General features: G+C 63.5%; 17 protein-coding genes. 6 read left to right on the top strand and 11 right to left on the bottom strand.

All coding sequences use genetic code 11. The features are described 5' to 3' along the window. Positions 1-283: 283 nt before the first annotated feature. The 5 genes from EPN59_RS13225 to EPN59_RS13205 form a co-directional block, all read right to left on the bottom strand. Entirely contained in the window at positions 284-457 is a 174-nt protein-coding gene (locus EPN59_RS13225; protein ID WP_293034199.1) for a hypothetical protein, read from the bottom strand. Positions 458-1,098: 641 nt separating this feature from the next. Beyond that, positions 1,099-1,560, bottom strand: coding sequence for a hypothetical protein (locus tag EPN59_RS13220; protein WP_293034200.1), 462 nt, complete (start codon positions 1,558-1,560; stop codon positions 1,099-1,101). A gap of 115 nt (positions 1,561-1,675) precedes the next feature. Then, entirely contained in the window at positions 1,676-2,134 is a 459-nt protein-coding gene (locus tag EPN59_RS13215) for a zinc-finger-containing protein (RefSeq protein WP_293034201.1), read from the bottom strand. A gap of 186 nt (positions 2,135-2,320) precedes the next feature. Then, the gene (locus EPN59_RS13210; RefSeq protein ID WP_293034202.1) at positions 2,321-2,755 is read right to left on the bottom strand and encodes a LysR family transcriptional regulator; all 435 of its coding nucleotides are present in this window, start codon (positions 2,753-2,755) and stop codon (positions 2,321-2,323) included. Between the two features lie 83 nt (positions 2,756-2,838). Continuing rightward, on the bottom strand, positions 2,839-3,267 hold the full coding sequence (locus EPN59_RS13205; protein WP_293034203.1) for a TOBE domain-containing protein: 429 nt from the start codon (positions 3,265-3,267) through the stop codon (positions 2,839-2,841). Between the two features lie 178 nt (positions 3,268-3,445). Here EPN59_RS13205 and EPN59_RS13200 point away from each other — a divergent pair, with 178 nt between their 5' ends. Further along, positions 3,446-4,330, top strand: coding sequence for an extracellular solute-binding protein (locus EPN59_RS13200; protein WP_293034204.1), 885 nt, complete (start codon positions 3,446-3,448; stop codon positions 4,328-4,330). Positions 4,331-4,360: 30 nt separating this feature from the next. After that, the gene (locus EPN59_RS13195) at positions 4,361-6,196 is read left to right on the top strand and encodes an ATP-binding cassette domain-containing protein (protein WP_293034205.1); all 1,836 of its coding nucleotides are present in this window, start codon (positions 4,361-4,363) and stop codon (positions 6,194-6,196) included. Between the two features lie 330 nt (positions 6,197-6,526). Here the strand turns inward: EPN59_RS13195 and EPN59_RS13190 are convergent, their stop codons facing one another. The 3 genes from EPN59_RS13190 to EPN59_RS13180 form a co-directional block, all read right to left on the bottom strand. Further along, positions 6,527-7,546, bottom strand: a complete 1,020-nt coding sequence (locus tag EPN59_RS13190) for a hypothetical protein (RefSeq protein WP_293034206.1) — start codon at positions 7,544-7,546, stop codon at positions 6,527-6,529. A 340-nt stretch (positions 7,547-7,886) separates the two neighbouring features. Next, positions 7,887-8,366, bottom strand: coding sequence for a nuclear transport factor 2 family protein (locus EPN59_RS13185; RefSeq protein WP_293034207.1), 480 nt, complete (start codon positions 8,364-8,366; stop codon positions 7,887-7,889). Next, on the bottom strand, positions 8,359-9,036 hold the full coding sequence (locus tag EPN59_RS13180; RefSeq protein ID WP_293034208.1) for a TetR/AcrR family transcriptional regulator: 678 nt from the start codon (positions 9,034-9,036) through the stop codon (positions 8,359-8,361). Before EPN59_RS13180 ends, EPN59_RS13185 begins: the two co-directional genes overlap by 8 nt. A 259-nt stretch (positions 9,037-9,295) precedes the next feature. Here EPN59_RS13180 and EPN59_RS13175 point away from each other — a divergent pair, with 259 nt between their 5' ends. After that, entirely contained in the window at positions 9,296-9,883 is a 588-nt protein-coding gene (locus tag EPN59_RS13175; RefSeq protein WP_293034209.1) for a YceI family protein, read from the top strand. A 21-nt stretch (positions 9,884-9,904) separates the two neighbouring features. Here EPN59_RS13175 and tdh read toward each other — a convergent pair whose 3' ends face one another. Both tdh and EPN59_RS13165 read right to left on the bottom strand, forming a co-directional pair. Next, positions 9,905-10,933, bottom strand: coding sequence for an L-threonine 3-dehydrogenase (gene tdh, locus EPN59_RS13170; RefSeq protein WP_293034210.1), 1,029 nt, complete (start codon positions 10,931-10,933; stop codon positions 9,905-9,907). A gap of 30 nt (positions 10,934-10,963) precedes the next feature. Further along, positions 10,964-12,163: a glycine C-acetyltransferase gene (locus EPN59_RS13165; RefSeq protein ID WP_293034211.1), complete on the bottom strand. Its 1,200-nt coding sequence runs from the start codon at positions 12,161-12,163 to the stop codon at positions 10,964-10,966. A gap of 142 nt (positions 12,164-12,305) precedes the next feature. Here EPN59_RS13165 and EPN59_RS13160 point away from each other — a divergent pair, with 142 nt between their 5' ends. From EPN59_RS13160 to EPN59_RS13150, 3 genes are all read left to right on the top strand, one after another. Next, entirely contained in the window at positions 12,306-12,950 is a 645-nt protein-coding gene (locus EPN59_RS13160) for an XRE family transcriptional regulator (RefSeq protein ID WP_293034212.1), read from the top strand. Positions 12,951-13,021: 71 nt separating this feature from the next. Further along, positions 13,022-13,420 carry a DUF2471 family protein gene (locus EPN59_RS13155; protein ID WP_293034213.1) on the top strand — a complete coding sequence of 133 codons (399 nt, stop codon included), beginning with the start codon at positions 13,022-13,024 and terminating at the stop codon, positions 13,418-13,420. Positions 13,421-13,534: 114 nt separating this feature from the next. After that, on the top strand, positions 13,535-14,518 hold the full coding sequence (locus EPN59_RS13150) for a site-specific integrase (RefSeq protein ID WP_293034214.1): 984 nt from the start codon (positions 13,535-13,537) through the stop codon (positions 14,516-14,518). Positions 14,519-14,603: 85 nt separating this feature from the next. Here EPN59_RS13150 and EPN59_RS13145 read toward each other — a convergent pair whose 3' ends face one another. After that, positions 14,604-15,809, bottom strand: a complete 1,206-nt coding sequence (locus EPN59_RS13145; RefSeq protein ID WP_293034215.1) for a DNA-binding protein — start codon at positions 15,807-15,809, stop codon at positions 14,604-14,606. Between the last annotated feature and the right edge of the window lie 1,703 nt (positions 15,810-17,512).

The following is a 17,512-nucleotide window of genomic DNA, read 5'->3' as shown; positions in this document are numbered from 1 at the left end:
ATCGCCGCCATCGCGATCAGGCAGATGATCAGCGGAAACGCGACGAAGTCCCAGCGATTGGGCAGCACCCGCCACGCCGAAGCGTTGGCCGTGCGGTTCAGGTTGAAGCCGAATTCCATTACTGGCCTCCCGTGCCGGTTATGCGGGTACTACGCTGGACGCCGCGTGCGCGCGTTGCACGCTTCGTCGCTTGCATTGAGCAGTTGAACTGGATCATGTTGAAGCACTGACAAACTGGATGATGTGCAGGGCCCGGCGCGCCAAGGCGCGCCGGATCGGCCGGTCAGACCCGAAACACGCGTGCGGGCAGATCACGCCAGCGCGCAGCGAGGCCGGACAGACGGCTCAACGTCGAAGCCGGCGCGCACTGGCTGGCGCCATGCACATCGGTGGGGAATACGGTGCAAAGGCATTGCTGCGTTTGCGGCAGATGCGGCAGAAGAAGGCCGAAGTTCATGCTGGATCTCCTCGCGTCCATGAGGACGCCGTTACGAGGAAAGCCGGCAGACCGGCTGGGCGCGGTGCGCTCAGCGGCTCACGTCTGCTCGCTTTCCTCCGGGAATATCGAAAGGAAGCGGCATAACGGATAACTGTCACTGTCGGACATCTGAACTCCTTATTGCGCGGCGACGCACGAACGACGCCGGTAGCGGCGCGCGTGCCGCACCTGAGAGGCGGGGCAAACGCGCTGTACCGCGAACACGGACGGTTCGCGGCGCGATATCAGCCACACGCACAGCCACGCGCGGCGCGAATGAACGCGAGCGGCGCCTGGATGACGCGAACAAGGATGCACGAGGATTTACTGCTGGACGCGCACCATCTGCCTGCTGGCAAGACGGCGGCTAGAGAAAGGGAGCGCGGACGTCCTGCCGGTCAGGCAGCGAAACTCTTCGAAGATCGACAACTGCTACTGTCCAAGGCGTCAGCCCCTTTTGTTGAGACGGGCGAATTTTAGTCACGCCGCCTGCCGGAAGTCAACACGATTCGCTGGCGGCGTCAAATCTCGTGCCAATGTCGCCACAGCGCGGCCCGGCAGCAGTCCGGCAACAGTCCGGCAACAAGCGGCGCGATCAGGGGACACAACCCCACAACCGCTCAAGCGTGCTTGCGTTTGGCCGCCTGGCCCGTCTCGCCCATGCCCATCTGTTCGAGCCGCTCGCTCGCCTCCGTGAGCGCCCAGAGCGGCGCGAACTGCAGCTGCAGATCGTAGACCGTCACGATCGCCGCCAGCGCGTCAGCCTCTGCGGCGTCGAGCCGCCAGTTGCCGTCCGAGCGTCCGCGCTCGAAGCAGGCGAGCAGCGCCGCGTCCGCATCGCGCACCTGCGCCTGCGTGAGCGCGCCGTAACCGGCGTTGACGATCGACATCGCCAGCACGTGCGTATGCAGCATCGCCTGGGCGTCGTGATTGGTGCCGCCGCCGCGCAGCGCCGCGAGCGCGAGGTGCACCTGGAGCGCGAGATCGTTTGCGCAGGCGCGCGGCATCGGAAGCAGCATCGCCTTGTTGCGGCGGACATGGGCCGCGTGCGCCTGCTGGGGAAATGGAATGGTCTTGGCCATGGTGCACAAAAGAAACGGTTCTTGTGCAATAACGGCAGGCCGCGCCGAAGGTTGAGCGGCACATTGTCCCGTGTGTGTAACTAACCGTAACGATCGCCCCTGCGGGAACAACCTTTCAATTTCCTTCAGCCGGTTCGTGGCCGCGCCGGGAGGCGGCGAACGCCTCGACGTGGCGGATCGCCTGCTCGCACTGTTCGAGTGTCAGATGGTGAATCGACGGATTGGGCAGGTCGAAGCCAAGCGATTGCGCAAGCCAGCGCATGGCCTTGCCGCGCGCTTCGAAGGCGTTCACGCCGTCACGCCTCACCTTGGCCGCGACGAGCGGCTCGAGTGCATCGTGCAGACGGCTCTTCGCATCGCGCAGCGCGGCGTTCGCAAGACGCCCGAGCGGGACATTGCGCGTGCTGCGCGCCGGCACGCCGATCCACGCCTCGCAGGGCGTACAGACCCAGAGCGTGCCGTGGTCGTCGCGATACGGGTACGCCTCGTCGCCAAAACGCGCGAGCTGCGCCTTCGCGCCGCAGTAGTCGCACAGCGGCTGGGGCAGCGCCTTTACGGGACGGCCTACGCGCATCGAACGCTCCTGACCGCCCCGATGGGCGGTGACATGAAATGGGTGAACGGAAAGTGGAAACCGCGCGAAGCCGGCCATTCTAGTGCAAGCGGCACGCGGCGACCTGCGAACCGGATTCGACGGCCTGCGGCGCGGGGAAGCCGCCGCCGCCCGCCGCCCGCCGCCCGCAGTACGCACATCAGCACATCAGCGCTTCACGAGTTCCGTGAGCGCCGCGATCTCCGACGCGCAGGCCGCCGCCGCACGCGCTTCGATCTCGCGATAGAGCCGGATGATTTCGTCGCCGACGGGGGTGAGCATGCTGCCGCCGCCGCTCTGGCCGCCGTGCTCGGAAATCGTCGCAGGCGACTTGAGCGAGCGGTTCAGTTCGTCCATCAGGAGCCAGGCGCGGCGATAGGACATGTTGAGGCTGCGTGCCGCCGCCGAAATCGAACCGTGCTCGCGCACCGCCTCCAGCAGCGAAACCTTGCCGGGACCCAGCGCAATCGTGCCGCCCTGGAGAATGCGCATGCGAAAACGCACTTCGGGATCGCCTGACGCCGGCTGGACTGGCTGGCCGGTTTCGGTCGGCGCCGAAGCGGGCGTCCCGGCGGATAGGCGATCTTTGGCGGTGCTGGTCATGCGCGCAAGCATACACGATGCGCTTTGAGCCGACCGGGCAGATCAGGTCGATCCGGAAAACCGCCCGCTCCGGAAAGCGCGCGTTACGCGTCGACGCCGATGATCACGCTCGACGCCTTGAATAGCGCCGCAGCCGCCTTGCCTGCCGCGAGGCCGAGGTGATCGACGCTCTCGTTCGTGATGATCGCCGCGATCGACGCACCGCCCGGCGCTGCGATCACGACTTCGGCGTTGACGGCGCCCTTCGTGACCGATACGACCGTGCCCGCGACGACGTTGCGCGTGGAAACGCGGGTAGCGTCGCCATCGACCATCACGATCACCGACGACGCCTTCACCAGCGCGAACGCCGGCTTGCCCGCCGCGAGGCCGAGTGCAGCGGCGCTGCCATGCGTGATGATCGCGACGATGTCGAGTCCGCCGTCGGTACGCAGCGTGACTTCGTCGTTGACGGCGCCGGCCTTGACTGCGCTGATCTGACCGGTGAAGTGATTACGGGCGCTCGTGCGCATAAAGATCTCCCAGGCGCGCAGTCGCAATGTGCACGCCGACAATGAATGGAACCCCAGTGTAACCGTCCGCCCACCACGCGCCCAGACGCCACGAATGGACTAGTCCATCCGGACGGGTACATGAAATTGCAGGCCCAGCGTAATATATTGCGGTTTATAACGGTACGGGGAAAAACGCATGATCCGCAAACTGATTGCCTCGGTTGTCGTGTTGACCGGCGTGCTCGGCGCGAGCGCCAACGCCTTCGCCGCCGACGCAAGCGACGTCAACGTGCTGTACGCCGGTTCGCTCGTGAACCTGATGGAGAAGGACGTCGGGCCCGCGTTCGAGAAGGAAACGGGTCTGCGCTTCAAGGGCTATGCGGCGGGCTCCAACAAGATCGCCAACGAGATCAAGGGCAAGCTGCGCCGCGGCGACGTGTTCATCAGCGCGAGCCCGAAGGTCAACACGAGTCTGATGGGCGACGCGAACGGCAATCACGTCTCGTGGTACGTCAACTTCGCCGAATCGCCGCTGCTGATCGGCTATAGCCCGAAGAGCCGCTTCGCCGCCGACTTCAAGACGAAGCGGTGGGACCAGGTGCTCCGAGAGCCGGGCCTGCGCCTCGGGCGTACCGATCCGAAGCTCGATCCGAAGGGCGCATTCACCGTCGAACTCATGACGAAGGCCGCACAGGTCTATAACCAGCCGGATCTCGTCGAGAAGACGCTCGGCGCACCGGAGAATCCCGAGCAGGTCCTGCCGGAAGAAACGCTGGTCGGCCGCCTGCAGTCGGGCCAGCTCGACGCGGGCTTTTTCTACTCGACCGAAACGTCCGATCTCAAGATTCCGTCGATCCGCCCCGCGCCCGAGCTGAAGATCAAGGCGAACTACACGCTCACGATCCTCAACGACGCGCCCAACCAGGCGGGCGCTGCGCGCTTCGTCAACTTCCTGCTCAGCGCCGAAGGCCGCAAGCTGCTCGCCGAGCATGGCGTCGACGTGACGAAGCCCGCCGTGCAGGGCAGCACCCAGGCGATTGCGCCGTCGGTTCAGGCCGTGATCGACGCCGCGCAACAATAGTCGAGAAGCAACAACCGTGAAGCAACCGCTGTGAAACAACCCGCAGCCCGGCCGCTCCTGTGGCTCGGCGCACTGCTCGCCGTCTATCTCTGCGCACCGTTCGTCGCCAGCATCCCGCAGATCGGCCAGGCCGACTGGGCCGGAGTCGACTGGCGCGCGACGTGGTCCGCCGTGGCCGTGTCGGTGACGAGCGCGAGTGTCGCCGCGCTCGTCATCCTCGCGGGCGGCGTGCCGCTCGGCTACTGGCTCGCGCGCTCGCGTTCGCGCGCCGTCGCGCTGCTCGGCTTTGTCGTGCAGTTACCCCTTGCATTGCCGCCGCTCACAAGCGGCGTGCTGCTGCTGTTTCTGGTCGGTCCGTATAGCACCATTGGCCAGTTCTTCGGCGGCAGGCTCACCGATTCCTTCACAGGCATCGTCCTCGCGGAAACCTTCGTTGCCGCGCCGTTCCTGATCGTCGCCGCGCGCTCGGCGTTCGCCGCCGTCGAGCCCGTCTACGACGACGTCGCCGCCACGCTCGGCCATCACGCCATGAGCCGCTTCTTTCGCGTGACGCTGCCCATCGTCTGGCCCGCCATTCGCGCGGGGCTCGCGCTCGCGTGGCTGCGCGCATTCGGCGAGTTCGGCGCGACCATGATGGTCGCCTATCATCCGCATTCGCTGCCGGTCTACACCTACGTCGTGTTCGGCGGCCAGGGGCTGCCCGCGATGATGCCGCTCCTGTTGCCGACGCTCGCCATCGCGATCGTCTGCGCCGTGCTCTCGGTCTACGCGCGCGGCCCGCGCGTCGCGCACGCCGTGCCTTCCGAGAATGGCGACGAGCCCGCGAGCTTCGCGAGCGCCGCGCCTGCCCGCGCAGTGACCGGCCTTCGGCTTGCCTTCGACGCGCAGCGGCGCCTCGGCGCATTCAGCCTCGACATCACGTGGCGGCCGCAGACACGCCGCCTCGCCATCATCGGACCGTCCGGTTCGGGCAAATCGCTCGCGCTGCGCATCATCGCGGGGCTCGAGCACAACGACACGGGTTCGGTCACGCTCGGCGACGCCAATCTCGGCGCACTGCCGCCCGAGCGGCGGCCGATCGGTTACATGCCGCAGGACTACGGCCTTTTTCCGCACATGACGGTCGCGCAGCAACTGGCATTTCCGGTCGGCGCCGATGCCGCGAGCGCGCGCTACTGGCTCGCGCATCTCGGCCTCGATACGCTGACGGCGCGTCTGCCGCACGCACTGTCGTTCGGCCAGCGCCAGCGCGTCGCGCTCGCGCGCGCGCTCACGCGGCACAGTCAACTGCTGCTCTTCGACGAACCGTTCGCCGCGCTCGACACGCCGCGCCGTCGCCGCCTGCAGCAATCGCTGCGCGCGCTGCAGCGCGAGATCGACGCGGTGACCGTCATCGTCACGCACGATCCGGACGAAGCCGCGCTGCTCGCGGACGAAGTGCTCATCATCGAACACGGTCGCGTGCTGCAGGCCGGTCCCGTGAACGACGTGTTCCGGCGGCCCGCGTCGCTGCGCGTGGCCGAACTGCTCGGATTGCATAACGTCGGCGAAGGTGTCGTGCGCGCTGGCGACGAGATCGAAACCGCGAAGGGCCTGCGGCTACCGTACGCCGGTACGCCTTTCGCGCCGGGCACGCGCGTGATGTGGCGGGTCGCGCCGCGCGCGCTGCGCGCCACGCCCGAAGGCGCATGGACCGGCATGCCAGCCGGTCATGCACTCAGGCATGGCGACCGCTACGTGACGATCGATATGGGCGGCGAAGCGTTCGATATTGCCGCCGAGGATGCACCGTGTACGAGCGATGGTGTGCAGCGCTTCTCGATCGGGCGCGAGGGGGTTTCAGTGTGGGCCGCGCCGCACTCCTGAAAAGGCTCACCTTTCGTGCGTCCGGCATTGGCGCCGCACGCGCCGAATGGGCCTACGGTGCCGCCAAAATGCGATTTCGACATCTGCCGCGCGGCGCGGAGCGCACATTCGCTTCGCTCCCGAAAAAGCTCACCTTGAGACGGCAGGCGAGCTTTTACGCAAACTTCGCGCAACCGTAGCGCAATGAATAGCCGCGTTGCGCCAGCGTTCGAGCAATATTGTGTTCGCTAAACCTGGGATTGCCAGGAAATATTGCCTGCGCCTGTTTTAGCCAATTCAGGCGCTCACGGCTCCCGAAAACGCTCACCGTTCACGTGAGCGTTACGCGGCTCAGATCATGAAATGGCTGTCCTCGTCGAGTACGGTTGGCAGCGGCACGAGATCGGTGCGCGCGAAACGAATCAGCGAAAACGCCCGCTCGCCCAGCGGACTCGCGGGCAGCCGGGCAAGCGGAAAGACGATTTCCGCGCTGTCGTGCGAGGCGCTTGCCTCGATCACCACGTTCATCGCATTCAGCCGGATACGCTTCATCTCGACGTTCGTGTGCCGTGCCGGATGACCGAGCACATCGCAGATTACGTCGAGGTCGCGTGCGAGCGCATCGGTCTGCAGGCCGAGCGCGTCCAGTGCGCGCGCGTTGGCCTCGATCTCGGCCTCCAGTCCGATGCGTTGCGCCGCGTTCGCCGATGCGCGCTCACCGAGCATCTTGTGTGTGCCCGCGCCCTGGCGCGTCAGCAACTGCAGCCGCGTCTTCAACAGCGCGCGGTCTTGCAGGAGCGCATCGCGACGCGACTCGTCAGCGCCGATCTGCGCAAGACCTTCAAGCGCAATCTGCTCGACCACGCGCTGCACGATCTGCTCGCGCAGATCGTCCTCCGACTCGCCGCAGAGTCGCACCTGATGATCGTCGAAACTGAGCGTCGTGCGCGCGACGTCGGCGTGCACCACGTCGCCGATCTGCTCGACGCCAAACACGCGGCGCTCGCTCATGGCCATGCTGAGCACGGCGTAGGCTTCGCGCGCGAGCGGGTGGCTGTCGAACCACACGTGCATTTCGGCCGAACGGCTGAGAATGTGCGCGACCTCGTCAGGCGCCGCGAAAAACGCGTGAATATACGGGTCGTCGAGCCAGGCGGCTGCGTTTGCCACGCGCGCGTGCGGCAACTCGTTCACCAGGCCGCGCACGTAATCGAGCGAGCAGGCCAGCACAGGCGTGACTCGCTCCTGAAAACCATCTGCGAGCTTCAGCGCCGGGCTCAACACCATCAGACGCTCGATCAACGCGCTAATCTGGGGCGTGACCGGTATCGCCTTGGGTCGCGGCCGCCATAGTCTGTCGAGAATGCCCATTTCACGACTCCGGTGCGAACCGCGCAGGCGCGCGGCGGGAATCGGGTGCCGCATGCGATCTTTTTGGATCGTCGCGAAACACCCCTGCTGCATCGCAGCGCAAATCACTATAGCGCGAATTCGTGTACGGGCAGGTTTAAGGTGTTTAAGGTGTTAATCCCGAACAAGCTCACCATTGCGCACGCTACGTGAACCCGCTGCTCCCGGATAAGCTCACCATTTGTTTGATGGATTTTTATCGCTTCGATTTTCCTGGCATTACCGTTTAAACGATGCGACAGCATCGTTCACCGCGACAAACTGCGCAACAAAGTCCGCAATAAACGCCACCTGCAGCGCGTTAAAGACCGAGTTCGCTGAGCCCCGGATGATCGTCGGGACGGCGGCCGAGCGGCCAATGAAAGCGACGGTCCTTTTCCAGAATCGGCAGGTCGTTGATGGAGGCAAAGCGGCGCGCCATCAGGCCGTTCTCGTCGAATTCCCAATTCTCGTTGCCGTAAGAGCGGAACCAGTTGCCGGAATCGTCATGAGACTCGTAAGCAAATCGCACCGCGATACGATTTTCCGTCACCGCCCACATTTCCTTGATGAGACGGTAATCGAGTTCGCGCGCCCACTTGCGCGTGAGAAATTCGACGATCGCTTCGCGGCCCGTAACGAATTCCGCACGATTGCGCCACACGCTTTGCGGCGTATAGGCCAGCGAGACGCGCTTCGGGTCGCGCGAATTCCACGCGTCCTCGGCCGCGCGCACCTTCAGGATGGCGGTTTCCCGCGTGAACGGCGGCAGCGGCGGGCGAACCTCAACGGCATCAGTCATGTTTTTTCTCCAGAGAACGCGCGGTGCGCCGGGCGGGCGGCCGCGACGAGTGACGACTGCGCAAAGCACCGGTGCCGACCAGCGCTTCAAGCAAGGACTTTGCGGCGGTGCGTGCGTCGAGCGCAGCATCGGCGTCGCCGCTCACAAGCGCGACACCAATTGCGCCGTCGATCAGGATCAGCCACTGGCGCGCGAGGCGCGCGGCATGGCGGCGATCCATGCCATGCGCAACCACGAGGGCATCGCACTGCTCGCGCACGAAGGCGAGCAGGCGCGCCTTATGCTCGCGCGCGATGAGCCGGACGGGATCGTCAGCCGACGCGGTCTCGCCCGACGCATTCAGGAACGCGCAACCGTGAAAGCCTTCGGCCATGAACCAGTCGCGCAGAACGTCGAACATGCCGAGAAGCCGTGTTCGCGGCGTGTGTCCGCGCTTGAGCGTGCCGTCCACGAACCAGTGCATCCAGCGCTCGTCGCGACGCGTCAGCACGGCGGCAACGAGCGCGTCCTTCGACCCGAACCAGGTGTAGAAGCTCTTGCGCGCGGCGCCGGCTTCGCGAACAATCGCGTCGACGCCGGTCGCATGAATGCCGCCGGTATAAATCAGCGCTTCGGCTGCGTCGAGCAAACGCTCGCGGGCATCGGGCTGCGGGGCGGTGGCCGTGCTCATGCTGGAATCTCCGTGACGGTGCTGAAGGTCCGTACCGGACCTTGAGATTTGCATCGACTGGGAACGATCGTTCTCCACGGCGAGAATGTAGAACGATCGTTCTCCGGGGTCAAGCATAAAACCGGTAGAGCCCCTGGAATAGATGATCGCCCCGACGCGTTAATATCGAGGCAACACGTGGAAAGAGCTTATGAACGGACGTGGCGTTACAGGCTTGAGGCGGCGGACCTGGTTTGCGGCGCTCGGCGCGGCATGCCTTATGTTTGCATGCACGCCGCTGCGTGTGGTCACGCACAGCGTGAACACCGCCGCAGCGGATGTGCCTGCAGGACACTACGTACTCGACCCGCACCACTGGAGCGTGGTATTCGACATCGATCACCTGCATTATTCGCGCTTCGTGATGCGCTTTGACCGCGTTACGGCGCAACTCGACTGGCACGCAGGCGGGCTGAATAGCGCGACGGTCGAAGCGACCATCGACGCAACGAGCCTCGACACGAACGACCCGCAACTGGACCAGCAGGTGAAAGACGCGCAGATGCTGGACGTGGCGCGCTTTCCGCAGATCCGCTTCGTCAGTACCCGTTTCGAGCAGACCGGCAATTCGCGCGGCACGCTCACCGGCAATCTGACGATTCACGGCGTCACGCAGCCGGTCACACTCGATGTGACCTTCAACGGCTATGCGCCGAATCCGCTCACGAAGCAGCCGACCGTGGGCTTCGCCGCGACTGGCCGGTTCAGCCGCGCGAAGTTCGGGCTGTCGACGTGGTACCCCGCTGTCGGCGACGATATCGGCGTGCGCATCGAAGCCGAATTCGAACAGCCCGCCCCGGCAAACTGAATCCCGGGGGTATAGCGGCGTTTATCGGGTCCAGTCGAGAATGACTTTGCCGCTATTGCCGGAGAGCATCGCAGCAAAGCCCTTTTCGTAGTCGTCCACGCCGAAGCGGTGCGTGATGATCGGCGAAAGATCGAGTCCGCTTTGCAGCATGGCGACCATCTTGTACCAGGTCTCGAACATCTCGCGGCCGTAAATGCCCTTGATTTCGAGGCCCTTGAAGATCACCTGATTCCAGTCGATCGCGGTTTGCGCGGGCGGAATGCCGAGCAGCGCAACCTTGCCGCCGTGATTCATCGATTCGAGCAACGCGGTAAATGCGCTCGGCACACCCGACATTTCGAGGCCCACGTCGAAGCCCTCGGTCATGTGCAGATCGCTCATCACGTCGCGCAACGATTCGCGCGCAACGTTCACCGCGCGCGTCGCGCCCATCTTGCGTGCGAGTTCGAGACGGTAGTCGTTGACGTCGGTGATCACGACGTTGCGCGCGCCCACATGCCGCGCAATCGCCGCGGCCATGATGCCGATCGGGCCCGCGCCGGTAATGAGCACATCCTCGCCGACGAGGTTGAACGAGAGCGCGGTGTGCGTCGCGTTGCCGAACGGATCGAAGATCGCAGCGAGATCGTCGGAGATATCGGACGGAATCTTGAATGCGTTAAAGGCCGGAATCACGAGATATTCGGCGAACGCACCTTCGCGGTTCACGCCCACGCCCACCGTATTGCGGCACAAATGCCGGCGTCCCGCGCGGCAATTGCGGCAAAAGCCACAGGTAATGTGGCCTTCGCCGGAAACGCGGTCGCCAATCTGGAAACCGCGCACCTCCTGGCCCATTTCGACGATTTCACCGACGTATTCATGGCCGACGTGCATCGGCACAGGAATGGTCTTCTGCGCCCAGTCGTCCCATTTCCAGATATGAACGTCGGTCCCGCAGATTGCCGTGCGATGAATCTTGATCATCACATCGTTGTGGCCGACTTCGGGCTTCGGTACATCGGTCAGCGTGAGACCGGTTGCGCGTTCAAGTTTTGCGAGTGCTTTCATTTTGCCCAGAATACCTTGCTGGATACGTTGCTAGATTACGCCGAGAGACTTGCCCACACGCGCGAAAGCCGTCACCGCGCGTTCGATCTGTTCGGGCGTATGTGCGGCGCTCATCTGCGTGCGAATGCGCGCGCGGCCCTTAGGCACCACCGGATAGGAAAAGCCGATCACGTACACGCCTTCGTGCAAAAGCGCATCGGCCATCTTCGAGGCGACCTGCGCGTCGCCGAGCATCACCGGAATGATCGGGTGCTCGCCCGGCACCAACGTAAAGCCGAGCGCGCTCATCTCGCGGCGAAATTGCGCGCCGTTCGCCCGCACGCGCGCGCGCAATTGCGCGCCTTCATCGCTCGCGACCAGTTCGAGGACCTTGAGCGACGCTGCCGCAATGCTCGGCGTGAGCGTGTTCGAAAAGAGATACGGGCGCGAGCGCTGGCGCAGCAATTCGACGACTTCCTTCTTCGCCGCGATATAGCCGCCCGACGCGCCGCCAAGCGCCTTGCCGAGCGTGCCCGTAACGATGTCCACGCGATTCGCGACACCGCAGTGCTCGGGCGTGCCGCGGCCATGCTCGCCGATGAAGCCCACCGCGTGCGAGTCGTCGACCATCACGAGCGCGTCGTAGCGGTCGGCGAGATCGCAGATGCCTTTGAGATCGGCGATGATGCCGTCCATCGAAAACACGCCGTCGGTTGCGATCAGCTTGTAGCGCGCACCGGCTTCGTCGGCCTCGCGCAGTTTCGCTTCGAGATCGGCGAGATCGTTGTTCCTGTAACGATAGCGGCGCGCCTTCGACAGGCGGACGCCGTCGATGATGCTTGCATGATTGAGTTCGTCGCTGATGATGGCGTCTTCTTCGCCCAGCAACGTTTCGAACAGACCGCCATTCGCGTCGAAACAGCTCGAATAGAGAATGCAGTCCTCAGTCTGCAAGAACTGCGCGAGTGCGGCTTCGAGCGATTTGTGCACCGTCTGCGTGCCGCAGATGAAACGCACCGACGCCATGCCGAAGCCATCGCGATCGAGCCCGTCCTTGGCCGCTGCGATGAGGCGCGCGTCGTCGGCAAGACCCAGATAGTTGTTCGCGCAGAAATTCAGTACGCCGGTGCCATCGGCGAGACGGATATCCGACGATTGCGGCGTCGCGATCACGCGCTCGCTTTTGTAAAAACCATCGGCGCGAATCTGGTCGAGCGTCGCGCGCAGATGCGCAAGGTAAGGGGTTCTCATCAGTCGTCCTCCTGTCCGGGCTGGCCGCGGTTTGCCGGGTTTGCCGGGTTTGCTATAGTCGCTGTTAGCTTTTACGGGAAATATTCGTTTTTCCGAACGCAAATTCGAGATATCGAACAAACTCTAAACGATGGGGCAGCAAATGGCAAGCACCCGCAAACCACGCACGCCGGGCACCGCGACGCCGCGAGACGCATCAACGCACGCCGTTACAGCCGCGCCGGCCGGTTCGCCAGTTACGCCGCCGCGTGTCGGCGAGCAAATTCAGCGGCTGCGCAACGAACGCAGCATGACCCTCGACGACCTGTCGCGCGCGGCGGGTGTCTCGAAGTCCATGCTATCGGAAATCGAACGTGACAAAGCGAACCCGACCATTGCCGTGGCCTGGCGGCTCACGAACGCGCTGGGCGTAAAACTCGATTCGCTGTTTGCTGCGTCGAAGGCACCGGAAGCCATCACCGTCGCGGGTCCGCACGACATCCCGACGCTGCATGGGCATGACGCGGGTTACCAGTTGCGCGTCTGGGGGCCGATCGAGCTTGCGGGCCGTTTCGAATGGTATGAACTGACGTTGAAACCGGGCGGCGCGCTGGTTTCAGGCGCGCATGAACCGGGCACGCGCGAGCACCTGACCGTGCTGCAGGGAACCATCGACATCGAAGCTGCAGGCACCGCGCAACGCCTGAAGTCCGCGGACACGGCGCGCTACATCGCCGATCAGCCGCACGCAATCCGCAACGCTGGCAAGGGCGAAGCGCGCGCGCTGCTCGTCGTCATCCACGGCTGAGTGCGCGAGGGGCTGCATCGCCGCGCCGACTACTGTATATTTATACAGTTCATTGATCGACTGGAGCCGCCATGCAGACCCCTGACGAGCCAAAACTAGCCGCCTTACGCTTTCAGACGGCCGCGCGCGACCTTGAGCAGATCGTGCGTAACATCGCGCAGCGGTATATCGCGCAGCAGGTTCCGCTCACGTGGCGGCTGCTGCACGCAATCGAGGCCGAAGCGCTTGCGGATCTCGGATTCGCGAGCCGGCACGATGCGATCATGCTCGGGCTCTTTCAGCGTCCGGGCGAACTCGCTTATCCGGAAACCGATGATCCCGCCGATTTCGGGCGCTCTGACGCGTTGCCCGCTGTGTTTGCCTTTGCGGTTGCCGCTTACGAACGCGCAATGCGAGACACCGGAGAAGCGCAGTCGCAGACGCCGAAACAACGTCCGCTCCAGCGGCGGATGCGTGCCTGGGGCGGCTAGCCGCGCAAGACGCTCATGCCGATCTTCCAGAACATAGGTCGGCAATAAATCTCCCGATCCATTCGGCCTACCGCTAGAATTCACACCCAGAATGCAACTAACGGAATGAGAGCAATGGCGTCCTCCCAACCCCCACGCGATCTGTTTGACCAGCAACGCGCCGACTGGCAGTGCGATCCGGCCAGCGCCTTTGATGCCTGGCTGGCCTCGCAGCAGTTTCGCCAGTCATCGGCCGACGTCTACCGCGTCCAGTGGGGCTGCTTTCTCGAATGGATCGCGATCAGACACAAGACGATTCTCTCGGTCGACACCGGAACCATTGCTGAATTCGTCGCCGGGCTCGACATAAAGAGGCCGCAGCGCCTGCGCTACCTTCGGTTGATCGAGCGCGTCCTCGATCACGTCCGGCAGATCGAACTCGCGTCGACCAACCCGGCACGCTTCATCGCCCAGGACGGCGAAGCGGCCTGGCGCAACGCGAGCGATAACGAACCCACCGGCTTTCTCGATGCCGCCGAACGCGCCGCGATCCTGACCCAGCTCTTTACGCCGCTGGAAGAGCAATCGGCCGCAAAGCGCTGGCGCGAACACCGTGATCGCGCACTGGTCGCCGTGTTTCTCGGCGGCGGACTGAAAACGGGCGATGCGATTGCCTTGACGCTCGACGCCGTCAAGTCCGGCCAGGCGTGGCTCACGATTGAAGCCGACAATCCGGTGTTTTCGCATTCCACGCGGCTTGCCCCTTTCGCCGTGGAGATCCTGGGCACCTGGCTCGAATCGCGGCGCGAAGCAGGATTGCCGGGACAACTCGTGTTTCCGGGCTCCCCCTCGGGACGGCCGATGCACAAGGCCACCATCCTGCGCGCGATCGACGCGATCGTCGAGGCAGCAGGCATCGCTGAAACGCGCACGCAGCGCGCGAGTCCGCAGACGCTGCGCAACACGTTTGCCGCGGATCTCTTCGAACAGGGAATAAACGCCGAGCAGGTCGGACAATGGCTCGGTTTCATGCAGCCGATTTCAGCTGGCCGGCTGCATCGCGCGTGGAAAATGTGGGCCGACCATGCAACGGCGGAAAGGGTGCGCGGCCCTGAGTGACAAGGCACGCGTCAACCCAGGCACCGCGGCGGCTCCCGTAAAAACTCACTTCCTATCGTCACCCCGGTTCCCGTAACCGCTCACCTCAAGCAGCGCCGGGCACCGCCTTTCCAGACATGAAACGGCTGACGGCTTCGAGACGCGAGCCGCCCGCACCGGACGTGTGCTCGCATTCCGGACACGAGAGTTCATAACGGTTATCAACCTGGGAAAGTTCAGGCTCACCCTCCCGGCACTTCGGACAGCGCGCCGGCAAGCTGACATATCCGTCAACGACGGTGCCCAGCTGCGTGAATTCTTCGTCGCTGAGTCGACCCGCGCTGGCGAGTGCGCACAGCACCTGGGCGACCGATGCATCGACACCTTGCAGTCCGCGCAACCCGGTAACCTGGCGCGTGAGGACGTCGACTTCATCGGAACGCTCACGTAGCAGCGCGTCGAGACGATCCGCCCGCGCTTTGGCGGTCGCGAGCTGCTGGATGAAATCGAACTCTTTTTTGCTGGCATCGCGCTGGGCCGCCTGCCACGTCGAAGACATCGTGCGTAACGAATCGAGTTCGACCAGCATGGGCTTGACCCGCCGTTCGGCTTCCGCGAGTGCATCCTTGATCTGCTGGGCGTAGTGCTCGGTACTTGTGCGCAGATCCGCATGAAGGGCGTCGATACGATCGCGCAGCCCTGCATTGGTGGTCTGTTCGACGTCGAGCCGCTTCGTCAGGATTTCGTTTTCTGCCTCCAGTCGCCGTGCGGTGGCCTGGAGGCTATCGTGATGGACGGCCCCGTGCGCCGACGTTGCCGCAAGCTGACTCTCGAGTTCGCGAACCTTTGCCCAGGCCGTTTCGGTCCGGGCTTCACTGCGCTGAAGCATTTCATCGGCCGCGGCGCGCCGCGCGTCGGCATCCCGGACGGCTTGTTCAGCGTGATGCTTGCCGGTTTCGAGATCGGCGCGTTCGGTTTCGAGCGCCTGATGTGCGAGTGTCTGCGCTTCCTGGAAGAGGGCGCCGAGCAGTTCGCCCGCACGCTCTTCGAGTATCGGCGGAATGGCGCCTACGCCGACGCGTACGCGTGAGGCCGTGCGGATCCGCTGCCAGAACACTTCGATATCTTTTGGAATGTCGCTTGCGCTGCCGGTTTGCGTCAGGTCGCGAACCGTGGCCATGGATGGACGAATGCCGAAATCGAAAAAGAGGCGCTTGCATGCATGAAGCGACAGCTCCTGTCGCCGCGCCCCGTCTTTGCGGAGTGTTTCCAGTTCGTCACGCAGATTCTGGCGATCTTCCTCTTGCATCATTGTTATCTCGCGATTGGACGGCAACGCGTAAATAATAACAGATTACGTATTAATCGCTACGAACTGACGGGTAGCGTCGTACACGGGCTGCAATTCGGCAAGATTTGCTTCTTTGCACCGCCTGCTCTATCCCCGAATAGGGCAGCATCGTGAAACAAAGTGAGGTTTGTTTCATAAGTGACTGTAAATATGTGATTTTTTGTTGTGGTGGAATTTTTGGATGGTGTTTCACGGCGGCTGGCGGGGTTCGGGTCGTCGAATGAGCCCGTTTGTTGGGGATTTTGCGGGAAACGCGCGGGGTAGACGTGCTTGAGAGTAATAAAAGTAAACACCCTTGATACCTGTTAAAAACGTTAACGCCTTGGCAAACCCTTACCAGGCAAGGGTTTCAGCGCACTCGGGTGAAGCTTTACGGGATGTAGGGTGAGGGACTGCGGGATGCGGCAGTGATGGGTTTCGGGGAGGCCGGTGAGCCGCTTCGGGAACGGACGTGAGCGGGTTCGGGAGCAGCGGATTTTCATCACTGGTGCAACGGTGAGAAATTACGGGAGCGGATATCGCGGCGCCCCCCGCGCCACCGCGCGCGTGTTCAATGTTTCCTGAATTGCAACGGTGAGCGAATTCAGGAACGGGTGTCGGGACGATTTTCGGGTAGAAAAAGGCGGCTTCGGAGGCCCAGGTGAGATGAATCGGGACAAATCCGCTTCCTGAGGTGAGATTTTTCAGGGGCTGGAGGCACATTTAAGGCCTGGCGGGGCCTCAGGGACGCTTTAGGTGAGTCTTTTCGGGAGCGAGGGGGGGCAGCTATCGTCAGGCATGTTGCTGCTGTGTCTGGGCACCGGCGGTGGATCGCCGCTGTATGGTGAGGTTTTTCGGGGGCTTTTTTGGCGCGTTCGCCCTGTAGAGGTGAGTCTTTTCAGGAGAGAGTTGGTGTTCACTCACCTGAAACTGGCGACACACAGGACCTCGGGGAGCGCTAACCGGAAATGCACCATCTCATGAGGTGAGCCTTTTCGGGAGGTGTGACCGGAACCTGCCGCGGCAGACAGGTTGCCGGCTTTCCGCCAGATTCCAGCCGAAAGGTGAGCTTTTTCAGGATGAGGCGGACAGCAATGCGAGCCACGTCGGCACATGGTTAAGCCTCGGAATCCATTGGCTTTTTCCCGGCGGCGTGGCTAACGGTGAGCTTTTCCGGGGGCTTGCGATCGGCGGCTTCCCGGTGGCGGTTGGGTATCTGCCGGGTGCCCGCAGGGTGTCCAATCTTGGTAAGGGTGAGCATTTTCGGGAGCCTGATTCGACGCTTTCCAGCCTCTAAATGGCCGCAGGCAGCATGAGAACGGCATCGGCCGCACGCTATCGGTGAGGTTTTTCGGGAGATGCAAGAGCGTGCCGTGTGACGAACGCCGACGGGTGAGCGCCCTTTCGAGTCTTGCCGCTCCGATCCTGACGGGTCCTGTGATACGCGGGTGCGAAGCATTGACGGACCATGCCGATTGAAAATGCCGGGTCCGAAGCCACAATCAACGACTTTGCGCAGGCATCGTTGCGGTGTCTGATGCACTTGCCATCGGATTTGCAGCCGGCGCAGCGCCCGTTCGCAGGCGTTGGGTTGCCTTCATCCTGAGCGCGTCAAGGGGGAGCGCCCGGATGGCATTCCGCATGCGAAGCCGGAGCACCTCAAATTTTTTTGCGGTGAGACGATA

The organism is Paraburkholderia sp., assembly GCF_004298475.1.
Taxonomy (GTDB): Bacteria; Pseudomonadota; Gammaproteobacteria; order Burkholderiales; family Burkholderiaceae; genus Paraburkholderia; species Paraburkholderia denitrificans.
This window is presented reverse-complemented; position numbering and strand designations above follow the sequence as displayed.

Bases quoted from the DNA above. Each gene is read 5' to 3' on its own strand.
- EPN59_RS13225 (WP_293034199.1), bottom strand. From the start codon at position 457: ATGAACTTCGGCCTTCTTCTGCCGCATCTGCCGCAAACGCAGCAATGC.
- EPN59_RS13220 (WP_293034200.1), bottom strand. From the start codon at position 1,560: ATGGCCAAGACCATTCCATTTCCCCAGCAGGCGCACGCGGCCCATGTC.
- EPN59_RS13215 (WP_293034201.1), bottom strand. From the start codon at position 2,134: ATGCGCGTAGGCCGTCCCGTAAAGGCGCTGCCCCAGCCGCTGTGCGAC.
- EPN59_RS13210 (WP_293034202.1), bottom strand. From the start codon at position 2,755: ATGACCAGCACCGCCAAAGATCGCCTATCCGCCGGGACGCCCGCTTCG.
- EPN59_RS13205 (WP_293034203.1), bottom strand. From the start codon at position 3,267: ATGCGCACGAGCGCCCGTAATCACTTCACCGGTCAGATCAGCGCAGTC.
- EPN59_RS13200 (WP_293034204.1), top strand. From the start codon at position 3,446: ATGATCCGCAAACTGATTGCCTCGGTTGTCGTGTTGACCGGCGTGCTC.
- EPN59_RS13190 (WP_293034206.1), bottom strand. From the start codon at position 7,546: ATGGGCATTCTCGACAGACTATGGCGGCCGCGACCCAAGGCGATACCG.
- EPN59_RS13185 (WP_293034207.1), bottom strand. From the start codon at position 8,366: ATGACTGATGCCGTTGAGGTTCGCCCGCCGCTGCCGCCGTTCACGCGG.
- EPN59_RS13180 (WP_293034208.1), bottom strand. From the start codon at position 9,036: ATGAGCACGGCCACCGCCCCGCAGCCCGATGCCCGCGAGCGTTTGCTC.
- EPN59_RS13175 (WP_293034209.1), top strand. From the start codon at position 9,296: ATGTTTGCATGCACGCCGCTGCGTGTGGTCACGCACAGCGTGAACACC.
- tdh (WP_293034210.1), bottom strand. From the start codon at position 10,933: ATGAAAGCACTCGCAAAACTTGAACGCGCAACCGGTCTCACGCTGACC.
- EPN59_RS13165 (WP_293034211.1), bottom strand. From the start codon at position 12,163: ATGAGAACCCCTTACCTTGCGCATCTGCGCGCGACGCTCGACCAGATT.
- EPN59_RS13160 (WP_293034212.1), top strand. From the start codon at position 12,306: ATGGCAAGCACCCGCAAACCACGCACGCCGGGCACCGCGACGCCGCGA.
- EPN59_RS13155 (WP_293034213.1), top strand. From the start codon at position 13,022: ATGCAGACCCCTGACGAGCCAAAACTAGCCGCCTTACGCTTTCAGACG.
- EPN59_RS13150 (WP_293034214.1), top strand. From the start codon at position 13,535: ATGGCGTCCTCCCAACCCCCACGCGATCTGTTTGACCAGCAACGCGCC.
- EPN59_RS13145 (WP_293034215.1), bottom strand. From the start codon at position 15,809: ATGATGCAAGAGGAAGATCGCCAGAATCTGCGTGACGAACTGGAAACA.